General features: G+C 69.5%; 14 protein-coding genes. 9 read left to right on the top strand and 5 right to left on the bottom strand.

Features of this window, described 5'->3' with window-relative positions; genetic code table 11:
* The 9 genes from glyA to QZV97_RS18395 form a co-directional block, all read left to right on the top strand.
* A partial coding sequence (glyA, locus tag QZV97_RS18435; RefSeq protein ID WP_295646007.1) for a serine hydroxymethyltransferase occupies positions 1-1,086 on the top strand: 1,086 nt, incomplete at its 5' end.
* 51 nt (positions 1,087-1,137) lie between these two features.
* Positions 1,138-2,385 (top strand): aminotransferase class V-fold PLP-dependent enzyme, encoded by a 1,248-nt coding sequence (locus QZV97_RS18430; protein ID WP_295646004.1) that lies wholly within the window; start codon positions 1,138-1,140, stop codon positions 2,383-2,385.
* Positions 2,386-2,398: 13 nt separating this feature from the next.
* Positions 2,399-3,349: a D-2-hydroxyacid dehydrogenase gene (locus QZV97_RS18425; RefSeq protein ID WP_295646002.1), complete on the top strand. Its 951-nt coding sequence runs from the start codon at positions 2,399-2,401 to the stop codon at positions 3,347-3,349.
* 10 nt (positions 3,350-3,359) lie between these two features.
* The gene (locus QZV97_RS18420) at positions 3,360-4,220 is read left to right on the top strand and encodes an NADP-dependent methylenetetrahydromethanopterin/methylenetetrahydrofolate dehydrogenase (RefSeq protein ID WP_295646000.1); all 861 of its coding nucleotides are present in this window, start codon (positions 3,360-3,362) and stop codon (positions 4,218-4,220) included.
* Between the two features lie 30 nt (positions 4,221-4,250).
* The gene (gene fchA / locus QZV97_RS18415) at positions 4,251-4,877 is read left to right on the top strand and encodes a methenyltetrahydrofolate cyclohydrolase (protein ID WP_295645997.1); all 627 of its coding nucleotides are present in this window, start codon (positions 4,251-4,253) and stop codon (positions 4,875-4,877) included.
* Between the two features lie 30 nt (positions 4,878-4,907).
* Positions 4,908-6,077: a malate--CoA ligase subunit beta gene (locus QZV97_RS18410; RefSeq protein WP_295645994.1), complete on the top strand. Its 1,170-nt coding sequence runs from the start codon at positions 4,908-4,910 to the stop codon at positions 6,075-6,077.
* A 35-nt stretch (positions 6,078-6,112) separates the two neighbouring features.
* Entirely contained in the window at positions 6,113-7,003 is an 891-nt protein-coding gene (gene sucD, locus QZV97_RS18405; protein ID WP_295645991.1) for a succinate--CoA ligase subunit alpha, read from the top strand.
* Between the two features lie 44 nt (positions 7,004-7,047).
* Complete coding sequence (locus QZV97_RS18400; RefSeq protein ID WP_295645989.1) at positions 7,048-9,807, top strand: phosphoenolpyruvate carboxylase; 2,760 nt, start codon at positions 7,048-7,050, stop codon at positions 9,805-9,807.
* 38 nt (positions 9,808-9,845) lie between these two features.
* Positions 9,846-10,826, top strand: coding sequence for a CoA ester lyase (locus QZV97_RS18395; RefSeq protein WP_295645987.1), 981 nt, complete (start codon positions 9,846-9,848; stop codon positions 10,824-10,826).
* 30 nt (positions 10,827-10,856) lie between these two features.
* On the opposite strand, the gene QZV97_RS18390 is transcribed toward QZV97_RS18395, so the two are convergent.
* The 5 genes from QZV97_RS18390 to QZV97_RS18370 all read right to left on the bottom strand — a co-directional run.
* Positions 10,857-11,372, bottom strand: coding sequence for a hypothetical protein (locus QZV97_RS18390; RefSeq protein WP_295645984.1), 516 nt, complete (start codon positions 11,370-11,372; stop codon positions 10,857-10,859).
* A gap of 44 nt (positions 11,373-11,416) precedes the next feature.
* Positions 11,417-12,337 (bottom strand): hypothetical protein, encoded by a 921-nt coding sequence (locus tag QZV97_RS18385; protein ID WP_295645982.1) that lies wholly within the window; start codon positions 12,335-12,337, stop codon positions 11,417-11,419.
* 71 nt (positions 12,338-12,408) lie between these two features.
* The gene (locus QZV97_RS18380) at positions 12,409-12,717 is read right to left on the bottom strand and encodes a DUF2489 domain-containing protein (RefSeq protein WP_295645980.1); all 309 of its coding nucleotides are present in this window, start codon (positions 12,715-12,717) and stop codon (positions 12,409-12,411) included.
* 428 nt (positions 12,718-13,145) lie between these two features.
* The gene (locus QZV97_RS18375; RefSeq protein ID WP_295645976.1) at positions 13,146-14,144 is read right to left on the bottom strand and encodes a LysR family transcriptional regulator; all 999 of its coding nucleotides are present in this window, start codon (positions 14,142-14,144) and stop codon (positions 13,146-13,148) included.
* 112 nt (positions 14,145-14,256) lie between these two features.
* Positions 14,257-14,609, bottom strand: a 353-nt coding sequence (locus tag QZV97_RS18370; protein ID WP_295645973.1) for a methionine adenosyltransferase domain-containing protein, incomplete at its 5' end; no start/stop codon positions are given.

The following is a 14,609-nucleotide window of genomic DNA, read 5'->3' as shown; positions in this document are numbered from 1 at the left end:
CCGGGCAAGCGCTACTACGGCGGCTGCGAGCACGTCGACGTCGCCGAGCAGCTGGCGATCGATCGGGCCAAGGCCTTGTTCGGGGCCGAATATGCAAACGTACAGCCACATTCGGGTTCCCAGGCCAATGCCGCGGTCTACATGTCGATGCTGCAGCCCGGCGACACCATCCTGGGCATGTCGCTGGCCCACGGCGGCCACCTGACGCACGGCGCGAGCGTCAACTTCAGCGGCAAGATCTACAAGTCGGTGTCCTACGGCCTGGAGCCCGAGACCGAGACCCTCGACTACGCGCAGGTCGCCGAGCTGGCCGCCACGCACAAGCCGAAGATGATCGTCGCCGGCGCGTCGGCTTACTCGCGCGTCATCGACTGGCAGCGCTTCCGCGACATCGCCGACCGCGTGGGCGCCTACCTCATGGTCGACATGGCGCACTACGCCGGCCTGATCGCCGCCGGCGAGTACCCCAATCCGGTCGGCATTGCGCACTTCGTGACCTCGACCACCCACAAGACGCTGCGCGGCCCGCGCGGCGGCCTGATCCTGTCGAGCGCCGAGTTCGAGAAGCCGCTCAACTCGATGATCTTCCCCGGTATCCAGGGCGGCCCGCTGATGCACGTGATCGCCGCCAAGGCGATGGCCTTCAAGGAAGCGCAGGGCGCCGACTTCAAGGCCTACCAGAAGCAGGTCAAGCTCAACGCGAAGGCGATGGCCGCGGCGCTGACCGAGCGTGGCCTGCGCATCGTCTCGGGCGGCACCGACAGCCACGTCTTCCTGCTCGACCTGCGCGCCAAGAAGATCACCGGCAAGGCCGCCGAGGCGGTGCTGGGTCGCGCGCACATCACGGTCAACAAGAACGCGATCCCCAACGACCCCGAGAAGCCCTTCGTCACCAGCGGCATCCGCATCGGTGCCCCGGCAATGACGACGCGCGGCTTCGGCACGACCGAAGCCACCGCGATCGCGAACCTGATGGCCGACGTGCTGGAGGCCCCCGAGGACGAGGCTGTCGTCTCGCGCGTCGCCGCCGACATCAGCGCGCTGACCCGGCGCTTCCCCGTCTACGGCCCGCGGTTCCAGGGCTGAGCCTCTTCCCCTTTCCTTTCCACCTTCATTCTTCCAACGCAGGAGACCTCCATGGCAGGCCGCAATTTCCTCTTCGTTCCCGGACCGACCAACGTGCCCGAGCGCGTGCAGCGCGCGATGGTCGTGTCGATGGAAGACCACCGCTCGTCCAAGTTCCCCGACCTGACCAAGAGCGTGCTCGCCGACCTGAAGGAGGTCTTCAAGACCACCACCGGCACGCCCATCATCTTCCCGTCCACCGGCACCGGCGGCTGGGAGGCGGCGCTCACCAACACGCTCAACCCCGGTGACCTGGTGCTGGCCTCGCGCTTCGGACAGTTCAGCCACCTGTGGATCGACATGGTCCAGCGCCTGGGCTTCCAGGTCGAGACGGTCGACTGCGAGTGGGGCGAGGGCGTGCCGGTCGAGAAGTACGCCGAGATCCTGGCCAAGGACAAGGCCCACAAGATCAAGGCCGTGCTGGCCACGCACAACGAGACCGCCACCGGCGTGACCTCCGACATCGCCGGCGTGCGCAAGGCGCTCGACGACGCCAAGCACCCGGCGCTGCTGCTGGTCGACGCGGTGTCCTCGCTGGGCTCGATCGACTTCCGCCAGGACGAGTGGGGCGTCGACATCTGCGTGTCGGGCTCGCAGAAGGGCCTGATGCTGCCGGCCGGCCTGGGCATCGTCTGCGCCAGCGAGAAGGCGCTGGCCGCGCGCGAGCACTCGAAGCAGCCGCGCTGCTTCTTCGACTTCGGCGACATGATCAAGGCCAACGCCACCGGCTACTTCCCGTACACGCCGGCGCTGCCGATGCTCTACGGCCTGCGCGAGTCGCTGACGATGATCAAGGAAGAGGGCCTGGAGAACATCTTCTGGCGCCACAACTACCTGGCCAGCGGCGTGCGCGCGGCGGTGCAGGAAGGCTGGGGCCTGAAGCTGTGCGCGAAGGGGCCGCAGTGGTACTCCGACACCGTGTCGGCGATCGTCGTGCCCGAAGGCATCAACGGTGCGCACGTCATCGACGTGGCCTTCCGCCGCTACAACCTGTCGCTGGGCGCGGGCCTCAACAAGGTCGCCGGCAAGGTGTTCCGCATCGGCCACCTGGGCGACCTGAACGAGCTGATGGTGCTGGGCGCGCTGGCCGGCTCCGAGATGTCGATGCTCGACGTCGGCATCAAGGTCGAGCCGGGCTCGGGCGTGGCGGCGGCGCAGAAGTACTTCCGCACGCACGACAACGTGCCGAAGAAGAAGGTCGCGCGCAGCGAGGTGGTCTACGCCTCTCAATCCATGGGTTCGACCGAGGGCGCGCACTGAGCGCGGCACAGCCATGACCCACACCGTGGTGTTCCTGGACCGCGCCTCGCTGAAGGCGCGGGTCCGCAAGCCGGCGCAGGCCTCGAGCTACGTCGAGCATGCGAAGACCTCGCCCGACGAGCTGGTCGCCAAGCTCAAGGGCGCGACGGTCGCGATCACCAACAAGGTGCCGCTGCGCGGCGAGACGCTCAAGCAGCTGCCCGAACTGAAGATGATCGCGGTCGCCGCGACCGGCTACGACGTGATCGACGTGCCCTACTGCAAGGAGCACGGCATCGCCGTCGCCAACATCCGCAACTACGCGGTGCACACCGTGCCGGAGCACGCCTTCGCGCTGATCCTGGCGCTGCGGCGGAACATCCTCGCCTACCGGCAGGACGTCGAGGCCGGCGTGTGGCAGAAGTCGGACCAGTTCTGCTTCTTCACGCACGACATCGGCGACCTGCACGGCTCCACGCTGGGCATCATCGGCGAGGGCGCGCTGGGCCAGGGCACGGCGGCGATCGCGCGCGGCTTCGGCATGAAGGTGCTGTTCGCCGACCACGAGCCGCCCAAGATGCCGGGCGTGGAGTTCACGCCGCTCGACGAGGTGCTGGCCAGCAGCGACGTGATCTCGATGCACTGCCCGCTGACGCCGTCGACGCGCAACCTGATCGGCCTCGAGCAGTTCCGCAAGATGAAGCGCAACGCGCTGCTCATCAACACGGCGCGCGGCGGCCTGGTGGACGAGGCGGCGCTGATCCAGGCGCTCGACGAAGGCCTGATCGCCGGTGCCGGCTTCGACGTCATCACGACCGAGCCGCCGACGAACGGCCACCCGCTGCTCGACGTGCGCCGGCCCAACTTCATCCTGACGCCGCACGTGGCCTGGGCCAGCGACGGCGCGATGCAGTACCTGGCCGACCAGCTGATCGACAACATCGACCGCTGGGCCGAAGGCAAGCCGCAGCATCTGGTGACCTGAGGAACGAGCCATGAAGAAGTTGCTCTACCAGTTCGACACCGACCCGCACCCGGCGGTGTTCGACAACGTCGTGGCCTACGACGGTGGCGCCGACCACGTGACGGCCTACGGCGGCATCACGCCGGCCAACGTCGGCGGCCTGGTCGGCGGCGCGATCTTCACGCGCGCACCGAAGGACAAGAAGAACACCGCGATCTTCGTCGGCGGTTCCGACATGGCCGCGGGCGAAGCGCTGTTCAAGGCGGTGCGCAAGAAGTTCTTCGCCAACTTCCGCGTCTCGGTGATGCTGGACAGCAACGGCTCCAACACCACGGCGGCGGCCGGCGTGGCCTGGCTGGCGCACGGGCGCTCGCTGGCCGGCAAGCGCGCCGTCGTGCTGGCGGGTACCGGGCCGGTGGGCCAGCGCGCCGCCGTGATGCTGGCGCGCGAAGGCGCGCGGGTCGCGATCACCAGCCGCACGCTGGCACGCGCCCAGGCCGCGGCCGCAGCGATCGCCGAGCGCTTCAAGCTCGAGGTCGAGGCCATCGAGGCGCCGGACAACGCGGCGCGCGCCCGCGCCATCGAGGGCGCGCAGCTGGTGTTCGCCACCGGCGCGGCCGGCGTGCAGCTGCTCGAAGAAGGCGCGTGGAAGGACCACAAGCACCTCGAGCTGCTGTCCGACGCCAACGCGACGCCGACGCTCGGCATCGAGGGCATCGACATGATGGACAAGGGGGCGCAGCGCCACGGCAAGACGGTGTTCGGCGCGATCGGCTTCGGCGCGCTGAAGATCGCCCTGCACCGTGCCTGCGTCGCGAAGATGTTCGAGCAGCAGGACCTGGTGCTCGACGGCGAAGAGATCTACGCCATCGCCAAGACGATGGTGGGCTGACGACCGCACCGCGAGCAAGGAGACAAGCAGGTGATCGACGATCGAACGACGACCCAGTTCCTGGACGAACTGGCCAGCGGCAACGCCACGCCGGGCGGCGGCAGCGCCGCTGCGGTGATGGGCGCGATGGGCGCGGCCCTGGTCTCGATGGTGGCCAACCTCACCATCGGCAAGAAGGGCTACGAGGCGGTGGACGGCGAGATGCGCCAGCTGCTGGCCGAGTCCGAGGCGCTGCGCACGCGGCTCGCAGGCATGGTGGCCGAGGACATCGCCGCCTTCGACTCGCTGATGGCCGGCTACAAGCTGCCCAAGGACACCGACGAGCAGAAGGCTGCGCGCAGCACCGCCATCCAGGCCGGCCTGAAGGCCGCCACCGAGGCGCCGCTGTCCTGCGCCCGCGCCGCTGCCTCCGGCGTGCGCCTGGCGGCGCGCGCGGTCGAGCACGGCAACCTCAACGTCATCAGCGACGTCGGCGTCGGCGTGCTGGCCTCCTGGGCCGCACTGCGCAGCGCCGCGCTGAACGTGAACATCAACGCCCCCCAGATCAAGGACCGCGCCTATGTCGATCGCGCGGTCACCGAGTTGCAGGCCCTGCTGTCCGAGTGCGGGCCGCTGAGCGAGAACGTGCACCAGCGCGTCAAGGCCAAGCTCGGCTGAACCCCACACCGACACCCTAGGAGAGAGACGATGGACATTCATGAGTACCAGGCCAAGGAGCTGCTCGCCGGCTTCGGCGTGCCGGTGCCGCGCGGCAGCGTGGCCTACAGCGCCGACCAGGCCGTCTACGCCGCCACCGAACTCGGCGGCTGGCACTGGGCCGTCAAGGCGCAGATCCACTCCGGCGGCCGCGGCAAGGCCGGCGGCGTCAAGCTGTGCCGCACCTACCAGGAGGTGGCCGCGGCTGCCAAGGCCATGCTGGGCGCGACGCTGGTGACCAACCAGACCGGCCCGCAGGGCAAGGTGGTGAGCCGGCTCTACGTCGAGCAGGCCGAGCCCTTCGAGCGCGAGCTCTATCTCGGCTTCGTACTGGACCGCAAGATCGAGCGCATCCGCATCATCGCCAGCGCCCAGGGAGGCATGGAGATCGAGGAGATCGCGCACAACAATCCCGAATCGATCCTGCAGATCGAAGTGGAGCCGGCGGTCGGCCTGCAGCCCTTCCAGGCGCGCGAGATCGCCTTCGGCCTGGGCCTCAACATCAAGCAGGTGAGCCAGGCGGTGACGGCCATCATGGGCTGCTACCGCGCCTTCCGCGACCTCGACGCGACCATGGTCGAGATCAACCCGCTGGTCGTCACCAAGGACCAGCGCGTGCTGGCGCTCGACGCCAAGATGAGCTTCGACGACAACGCGCTGTTCCGTCGTCGCCAGATCGTCGAGATGCGCGACGTGCAGGAAGAGGACCCGCGCGAGGCGCAGGCCAACCAGCACGGCCTCAACTACGTGGGCCTTGAGGGCGACATCGGCTGCATCATCAACGGCGCCGGCCTCGCGATGGCGACGATGGACATGATCAAGTACGCGGGCGGCGAGCCGGCGAACTTCCTCGACGTCGGCGGCGGGGCGTCGCCGGAGCGCGTGCAGACGGCCTTCAACCTGGTGCTGTCGGATCGCAACGTCAAGGCCATCCTGGTCAACATCTTCGCCGGCATCAACCGCTGCGACTGGGTGGCGCAGGGCGTGGTGCAGGCCGCCCGCGGCCTGCGCGTGCCGCTGATCGTGCGGCTGGCCGGGACCAACGTCGAGGCCGGGCAGAAGATCGTCCGCGAGAGCGGCCTGCCCATCATCACCGCCGACTCGCTGGCCGAGGCCGCGCAGAAGGCTGTGCAGGCCGCCCGCGAGCACGTGCCCGCCTGAGGCGCGCGTCACCCCCTACGAAGAGAGAGACCCCCATGAGCATCCTCATCGACGAGACGACGCGCGTCATCGTGCAAGGCTTCACCGGCGACAAGGCCACCTTCCACGCCAAGGAGATGATCGCCTACGGCACCAACGTGGTCGGCGGCGTGACGCCCGGCAAGGGCGGCATGAAGCACCTGGACCGCCCGGTGTTCAACACCGTCAAGGACGCGGTCAAGGCGACCGGCGCCGAGGCCAGCCTGCTGTTCGTGCCGCCGCCCTTCGCGGCCGACGCGCTGATGGAGGCGGCCGACGCCGGCCTGCAGCTGGTGTGCATCATCACCGACGGCATCCCGGCCCAGGACATGATGCGCGTCAAGCGCTACCTGCGCCGCTATTCCAAGGACCAGCGCACTACCATCGTCGGCCCCAACTGCGCCGGCATCATCAGCGCCGGCCGCGCGATGCTGGGCATCATGCCCGGCAACATCTACCAGCGCGGCAACGTCGGCATCGTCTCGCGCTCGGGCACGCTGGGCTACGAGGCCGCCGCACAGATGAAGGCGCTGGGCATCGGCGTCACCACCAGCGTGGGCATCGGCGGCGACCCGATCAACGGCTCGAGCTTCCTCGACCACCTGGAGCGCTTCGAGAAGGACCCCGAGACCAAGGCTGTGATCATGATCGGCGAGATCGGCGGCCCGCAGGAAGCCGAGGCCTCGGCCTGGGTCAAGGCCAACATGACGAAGCCGGTGGTCGGCTACGTGGCCGGCCTCACCGCCCCCAAGGGCCGCCGCATGGGCCATGCGGGCGCGATCATCTCGGCCGTCGGCGACACCGCCGGCGAGAAGGCCGAGATCATGCGCAGCTACGGGCTGCTGGTGGCACCCAGCGCCGCGGAACTGGGCGCCACGGTCGGGCAGGCGCTCTCGCGCGTGCAGTGATGTCCCACTGGCATCGCGGCGGCTTGACTGACTGAGAGCTTCCCATGAACCCGCCCCTGTCCCGCCCCGACCTGGCCGACCCCGACGAGTCGGCGGCCGGCGCCGAGCGCGCCGATTCGCTGGCGCGCTCCGAGCTGCTGCGTGCCGCGCTGATCGGCGTCATCGAGCGTCACGAACCCGAGGTCGCGCGCGTGCTGCGCGGCGAGCCGACGCAGGAGCGCATGAACACGCGCCTGCTGGCGCGCACGCTGCAGGCGCAGGCGATCTGGTTCCAGCTGCTGGCCATCGCCGAGCAGAACCGCGACATGCGCCGCCGTCGCGAGGTCGAGCGCCTGCGCGGCCATGACCAGGTGCGCGGCACCTTCGCGCATGTCTTCCACGCCGCGGTCGAGGCCGGCCTGGACGCGCGCCAGATCCGCGAGGCGCTGTGCAGCCTGCGCATCCGCCCGGTCATCACCGCGCACCCGACCGAGGCCAAGCGCGTCACGGTGCTCGAGCGCCACCGCCGCATCTACCTGCGCCTGTTCGACCTGGAGTCGCCGCGCTGGACCGACCGCGAGCGCGAGGACCTGACGCGCGCGATCAGCGACGAGATCGAGCTGCTGTGGCTCACCGGCGAGCTCAAGCTCGACAAGCCGACGGTGGACCAGGAAGTCACCTGGGGCCTGTACTTCTTCGACGAGAACCTGTTCGACGTGGTGCCCCAGCTCTACGGGCGCATCGAGGCCGCCTTCGCGCGCCAGTTCCCCGGCGAGACGCTGGAGCTGCCGGTGGTCTTCGGCTTCGGTTCGTGGATCGGCGGCGATCGCGACGGCAACCCCTTCGTGACCCACCAGGTCACGCGCAACACGCTGTGGCAGATGCGCCTGGCCAGCCTGCGCCGCTACCGCACGCGGCTGGCGGACCTGGCGCGCAACCTCAGCATCAGCGAGCGCCAGATCGCGCTGCCCGAGGGCTTCCGCGCCGCGGTGGCGGCCGCGCTGGCGGCCCAGCCCGACGGCGAGAAGATCGCCGCGCGCAACCCCGGCGAGCTGTACCGCCAGTTCATCGCCTGCCTGCTGGCGCGGCTGGACGCCACGCTGGCCAGCAGCGAGCGCCACGCGCCCGCCGGCCCCGACGGCTACGCGCATGCCGACCAGCTGATCGAGGACGTCGACGCGATGCACCGCGCGATGATCGAAGCCGGCGCACAGCCGCTGGCGCGCTCCTTCCTGGCGCCGCTGCTGCGCGAGGTGCGGAGCTTCCGCTTCGCGACCGTGCGCCTGGACATCCGCGAGAACACGATCCGCATCAACGCGACGCTGGCCGAGCTGTACCGCGCCTGGTCGGCCGGCGCCGAGCCGCCGGCCGCCGACACGCCGGCCTGGAAGGACTGGCTGCTGACCGCGCTGGCCGCGCCCATCGTGCCGGGCCAGTCGCTGCCGGCGCAGGGCCTGTCGGCCGAGGCGCAGGAGACGATCGCCACCTTCCGCACCGTCGCCGAGCTGCGCGACCAGGTCGACCGCGAGGCCTTCGGCACGCTGATCCTCAGCATGACCCACCACGCCGCCGACGTGCTGGGCGTCTACCTGCTGGCCAAGCATGCGGGCCTGTTCAACGACGCGCAGGCCACCGAGCGCTGCACGCTGCCCATCGTGCCGCTGCTGGAGACCATCCCCGACCTGCGGCGCGCGCCCGGCATCCTGAAGGAACTGCTGGCGGTGCCGCTGGTGCAGCGCAGCCTGCGCCAGCACGGCAACGTGCAGGAAGTGATGATCGGCTACTCCGACTCCAACAAGGACGGCGGCTACTTCACCGCGAACTGGGAGCTGAGCAAGGCGCAGGCGACGATGACGCGGCTGGGCGAGGAGCTGGGCGTCAAGATCGCCTTCTTCCACGGCCGCGGCGGATCGGTCAGCCGCGGCGGCGCGCCCACCGGGCGGGCCATCGCCTCGCTGCCGGCCGGGTCCATCCGCGGCGGCTTCCGCAGCACCGAGCAGGGCGAGGTGGTCTCGTACAAGTACGCCAACCGCGGCACCGCGCACTACCAGGTCGAGCTGCTGGCCTCGTCGGTGCTGCAGCACGTGCTGATGTCGGAACGCGAGTCCGCGCTGGTGCCCAAGCACGAGTTCGACGAGGCGATGGAGGCCATCTCCGGCGTCTCGTGGACGGCCTACCGCAAGCTGATGGAGCACCCGCAGATGCTGAGCTACCTGCAGGGCTCCAGCCCGCTGGAGGAGCTGGCGCTGCTGAACATCGGCTCGCGGCCGGCGCGCCGCACCCAGGCCAAGACCCTGGCCGACCTGCGCGCGATCCCCTGGGTCTTTGCGTGGACGCAGAACCGCCACATGCTGACCGGCTGGTACGGGCTGGGCAGCGGGCTGGCGGCGTTTCTGGAGGTGCGCAAGGCGCGCGGGCTCGAGCTGCTGCAGCGGATGTTCCGCGAGGGCCGGCTGTTCCGCACCGTGATCGACGAGGTCGAGAAGTCGCTGCTGACCGTGGACCTGGACCTCGCGCGCGAGTTTGCGAGCCTGGTGCCGGACGCTGCGGTGCGCGAACCCATCTTCGCCGCCATCGAGGCCGAGTACCGCCTCACCTGCGAGACGGTGCTGCAGGTTTCCGGCGCGCGCGGCCTGGCCGAGCGCTTCCCGCAGCACCGCCGCCGGCTCGACCGCCGGCTGCAGACCATGAACCAGGTCAGCCGCGAGCAGGTGCAACTGCTGCGCGCGCTGCGCGAGGGCCATCCCGACACGATCGACGACGTGCGCACCGCCTTCCTGCTGTCCATCAACTGCGCGGCCGCCGGCTTCGGTGCGACCGGCTGACGCCGACCCCCATTCACTTCACCGACCGAGGACTCCCGATGAGCTTCACCCTGATCGAACAGGCCACGCCGCGCCTGCACCGCTCCGAGCTGGCCGTGCCCGGATCCAACACCGCCATGTTCGAGAAGGCGGCCACCTGCGCCGCCGACATCGTCTTCCTCGACCTCGAGGATGCGGTCGCACCCGACGACAAGGCGCAGGCCCGCAAGAACATCGTCCAGGCACTGAACGAGGTGGACTGGGGCAGCAAGACGATGATGATCCGCATCAACGGCCTGGACACCCACTACATGTACCGCGACGTGGTGGACATCGTCGAGGCCTGTCCGCGGCTGGACATGATCCTGATCCCCAAGGTGGGCACGGCGGCGGACGTGTATGCGATCGACATGCTGGTCACGCAGATCGAGAACGCCAAGGGCCGGACCAAGCGCATCGGCTTCGAGGTGCTGATCGAGACGGCACTCGGCATGGCCAACGTCGAGGCGATCGCGCAGTCCAGCAAGCGCCTCGAGGCGATGAGCTTCGGCGTGGCCGACTACGCCGCGTCGACGCGCGCCCGCACCACCGTGATCGGCGGCGTCAACAAGGACAGCGTGGTGCTGTCCGACAAGGACGAGAACGGCAATCGCCAGACCTTCTGGACCGACCCCTGGCACGCCGCGCAGACCCGCATGATGGTGGCCTGCCGCGCCTACGGCCTGCGCCCCATCGACGGCCCCTTCGGCGACTTCGGCGACCCGGACGGCTACAAGTCCGCCGCCAACCGCGCCGCGGTGCTGGGCTACGAAGGCAAGTGGGCCATCCACCCCTCGCAGATCGCGCTGGCCAACGAAGTGTTCACGCCCAGCGCGGCCGAAGTCACCAAGGCGCGCCGCATCCTGGAAGCCATGGCCCAGGCCAGCAAGGAAGGCAAGGGCGCCGTGTCGCTGGACGGCCGGCTGATCGACATCGCGAGCATCCGCATGGCGGAGGCGCTGATCGCGAAGGCGGATGTGATCGCGGCCGCGACGCGCTGAGCATGCCGCGCTTCCCGCGCGAGGCCTGCCTCAGGCCTCGCCGCGGGTGAACTCGAAGCGGTTCCTGAACTGGAAGCCGGCGGAAGGCGTGCCTTCCTCCTTGCCGAGCGTCAGGCGCTGCGCGCCCAGCAGCATCGCGTAGCGGTGGGTCGAGTTCTCGACCTGCCGCTCGAAGCTCACCGCGCGGGCGCCATCCTGCGGCTGGACCGACGTGATGTCGTAGGCGTTGTTCCGGTCGCCCGAGATCCACGTCAGCCGCTTCGCACCGAAGTCGAAGGCCATGCGCTCGTAGGAGTGCACGGTCTTGCCCGGCCCGTCGTCGAAGACGTAGTGCAGCGCGATCTCGTGCGGCGCCAGCAGGGCGATGTACAGCCGCGTCGGCAGCGTGACCACGCGGTCCGGGCGCGAGTAGTCGCGATAGCTCAGCGTGCCGCGCCAGGCACCCTGGACGGCGGCGAGCGCCGGGTCCGGTGGCGGGGCGTCCTGGGCGGCGGCCGGCAGCGCGACTGCCGCGAGGAGGGCGTGGAGGGTCTGGCGGCGGTTCATGAGAGATCTGTTCGACCGGCGTTCCGCTCAGATGCCCAACGACCTCATCGCGCCACGAACTCGTAGCAGGTGGCCTGGCAGAAGCTCTGCTCGGCGGGGGCGCGGAATCGGCAGTTGGTCATGCAGGTCATGAACTGGCTCGACGCCGGCGTCGACGAGGCGCCGGGTCCACCGCCGCCCGCTTGCAGGATCATTGCCGCAAAGCCGGCGCACGCAAGGGGGTTGGCCTTGCAGTAGTCGGTGAAGATCACGCCGATCCCCTCCTGCTGCAGCCTGCGCTCCGCTTCGCGGTTGGCCTCCATGCGGGCCAGCTGTCCTTCGTAGATCGAATTCGTCCGCAGATACCGCGCGAGCCCGCTCGCGTCGTGGTGGACCACCGCGTAGTCATCCGCGGGCACGACCAACCCATAGTAGACGTAGCGGCCGGCGTCGGCCCCCTCCTGCGCCGCGTCGTAGCGATCCAAGTAGCGCATGTCCTCCAACCGCCGGATGCGGGTCTTGACGAACACGGCCAGTTGCACCGTCTTCACTACGCCAGGGGCGCAGTTGGCTTCGATCAGCGTCTGGATCTGCCGACGCAGCAGACTGCGCTGACCGAAGAGGTTCTCGTACATCACCCGGCCCCAGCGTTCGTGCGTGAACCACACGTGGATCGTGGGCGACGCCTGGCATAGCGGCTGGTCGATGTAGCCCGAAGTGGTGGCACTGACGATCGCGCGGACCGTGCGCGGGTTGTGCAGGGCCAGGGGCTTCTCGCGATAGTCGTTGCGGATGTCCCAGCTGTCGTAGCCACCGCCGAAGGCCTTGGGGTCGATCTGCACGGCCTGGATCGGCTGGCCGCCACCACCGCCGTAGACGAACTTCGACACGGGGTAGGTCCGCGGCGCGGGCGCGGCGCGGTTTGCGCAGGCAACCAGGATCAGCGCGCCAGCCACAAGGGCGACGAAGGTCAGGGGTCGCAACACGGTTCTCCTCAGGCGCTTGATGGGACGGAGACGAACTTCACGAGCGGCGGTTCTGTCGATCAAGCGAAGGCTCAGACCGCCGTGGCGTAGCGGAGGAGCAAGCGTTCGGCCGCTGCGCGGACCGCAGGGCCGTGGACCCGCTCGACCTCCGCCAGCTCACGATCGCATTGCGTCAGCCACGAGCTTGAACTAGCCGTCCGAGCGTCCGCGCCAGGAAGGTGGTCGGTCTCCGAGTCGACCGCCACGAACAGCGAGAAGTCGGGGTCATCCACGTCGACTTCCAAGGCGCGAGACAAGTCGGCCAGCGCGCGCACCGCTGCCAGCAGCGGCAGCGAGTCCTGGAGCAGCGCAGTGGCCGCACGCACGACTTCCAGTTGCAAGGCCCTGGCCTGCGGTCGATGGGGTGGGTGGAAGGCAGGCACTGCGAGGCTCCGGGTGGGAATGCGGCAGGTCGCTCAGGTAGCCCGAAGCGGCGTAGCGACTCTCTATACGCACTCCGGCGCGGCTGACATGAAACATGGTGTCCGGCTTGGCATGCGACTCGACCTTGTCGATCCGGAGGGGGGGAAGACTGCTCGCCAGCCTCGACCCTGTAAGAGGGGGCTGCCATTCGGCAAAGTCGCGCGCGCGGGCCATTGCCGTTGCAAGTAGCGGCAGACACGGCACAACCGCCGGGAGTGCGTTCATGAGCGCTCTGAAGTGAATGGGGCGAATGCTAAACACCCTGCGGCCGCTGCAGAAACCCTGCGCCAGATCCAACGGAATCCGGACCGCCACGCTGGGGCGGTCGGCGGCGCGCTGCCCGGGGTTAAGCCGCGCTCCGCGCCTTCTTCACCCGCTGCACTGCTGCCGGCTGGCCATTGGCCTCCGTCGTGCGCCGCATGTGCTCCAGCCGCCAGTGGATCCATGCCTGCCCGTGCACGCGCAGGAACTGCTCGAACGCGGCGGCGGCGGCTGGCACCGGGCGGGACGACAGGTGCATCACGTGCCAGTCGCGCTCGATGGGGTGGTCGGCCATCGGCAGCAGGGCCAGGCGGCCGGTCTCCAGCTCCAGCACGCAGGCGTGCAGCGACAGGAAGGCCACACCGAAGCCGGCGGCGCACATCTGCTTGATGGCCTCGTTGCTGGACATCTCGGCGCCGACTTCCAGCGCCAGACCTTCGTCCTTGAAGATCTGCTCCAGCGTCGTGCGCGTGCCCGACCCGCGCTCGCGCACCAGCAGATTGGCGGCGTTCAGCGCCTGCAGGCCCAGGCGGCCGGACGACATCAGCGGGTGCGTCGGCGCCGCGACGAACGCCATGGGGTGCTTGGCGAAGGCGGCCGACACGGTCTTCAGCTCGGCCGGCGGCCGGCCCATGATGGCCAGGTCGATCTCCTGGCCGGCCAGGCGGGCCACGGTCTCGGCGCGGTTGCCGACTTGCAGCTTGACCTTGACCTGCGGGTGCTCGCGCACGAACTCCAGCAGCAGCGGCGGCAGCAGGTACTCGGCGGTGGTGACGGCGCCCACGCGCAGCAGGCCGGCGATGTCGCCGCAGTGCGCGGCCATGGCCTCGCCGGCCTCGCGCCACATCTCCAGGATGCGGGCGGCGTAGGTGGCCAGCAGTTCGCCGGCCTCAGTGAGCTTGACACCGCGCGCGCTGCGCTTGAGCAGCGGCGTGCCGGCCGCGTCCTCCAGGATGCCGAGCTGGATCGACACCGCCGGCTGCGTGAGGTGCATCTCCTCGGCCGCCTTGGACACGCTGCCCAGCCGCGCCACCGCGTGGAAGGCGGCGAGCTGGCGGAAGGTGGCGTTGCGCAGCGGGTTCATCGCAGCAAGGCTAAGCCGTGCCGGACCCGAGTTTCTGCTTCGGGCTGCCGAATTGAAAGGGCTTGGGGGCAGTTGCCGGGGCCTGGGCGGCCCCGGCGGTTGGTCAGCGGCCTTACAGCCCGGCCGCTGCGCGCAGCGCCTGCGCCTTGTCGGTGCGCTCCCAGGTGAACTCCGGCTCCTCGCGCCCGAAGTGGCCGTAGGCCGCGGTCTTCTCGTAGATCGGGCGCAGCAGATCCAGCATCTGGATGATGCCCTTGGGGCGCAGGTCGAAGTGCTCGGCCACCAGCTTGGAGAGCTTCTCGTCGCTGATGACGCCGGTGCCTTCGGTGTAGACGGTGATGTTCATCGGCCGCGCCACGCCGATCGCGTAGGCCACCTGGATCTGGCACTGCCGCGCCAGGCCGGCGGCGACGATGTTCTTGGCCACGTAGCGCGCCGCGTAGGCGGCGCTGCGGTCGACCTTGC

Origin of the sequence: uncultured Methylibium sp., from assembly GCF_902826655.1 — a bacterium.
In the GTDB taxonomy this organism is placed as follows: domain Bacteria; phylum Pseudomonadota; class Gammaproteobacteria; order Burkholderiales; family Burkholderiaceae_C; genus Methylibium.
This window is presented reverse-complemented; position numbering and strand designations above follow the sequence as displayed.

Bases quoted from the DNA above. Each gene is read 5' to 3' on its own strand.
- QZV97_RS18420 (WP_295646000.1), top strand. From the start codon at position 3,360: ATGAAGAAGTTGCTCTACCAGTTCGACACCGACCCGCACCCGGCGGTG.
- QZV97_RS18425 (WP_295646002.1), top strand. From the start codon at position 2,399: ATGACCCACACCGTGGTGTTCCTGGACCGCGCCTCGCTGAAGGCGCGG.
- QZV97_RS18430 (WP_295646004.1), top strand. From the start codon at position 1,138: ATGGCAGGCCGCAATTTCCTCTTCGTTCCCGGACCGACCAACGTGCCC.
- sucD (WP_295645991.1), top strand. From the start codon at position 6,113: ATGAGCATCCTCATCGACGAGACGACGCGCGTCATCGTGCAAGGCTTC.
- QZV97_RS18390 (WP_295645984.1), bottom strand. From the start codon at position 11,372: ATGAACCGCCGCCAGACCCTCCACGCCCTCCTCGCGGCAGTCGCGCTG.
- QZV97_RS18375 (WP_295645976.1), bottom strand. From the start codon at position 14,144: ATGAACCCGCTGCGCAACGCCACCTTCCGCCAGCTCGCCGCCTTCCAC.
- QZV97_RS18410 (WP_295645994.1), top strand. From the start codon at position 4,908: ATGGACATTCATGAGTACCAGGCCAAGGAGCTGCTCGCCGGCTTCGGC.
- QZV97_RS18395 (WP_295645987.1), top strand. From the start codon at position 9,846: ATGAGCTTCACCCTGATCGAACAGGCCACGCCGCGCCTGCACCGCTCC.
- QZV97_RS18400 (WP_295645989.1), top strand. From the start codon at position 7,048: ATGAACCCGCCCCTGTCCCGCCCCGACCTGGCCGACCCCGACGAGTCG.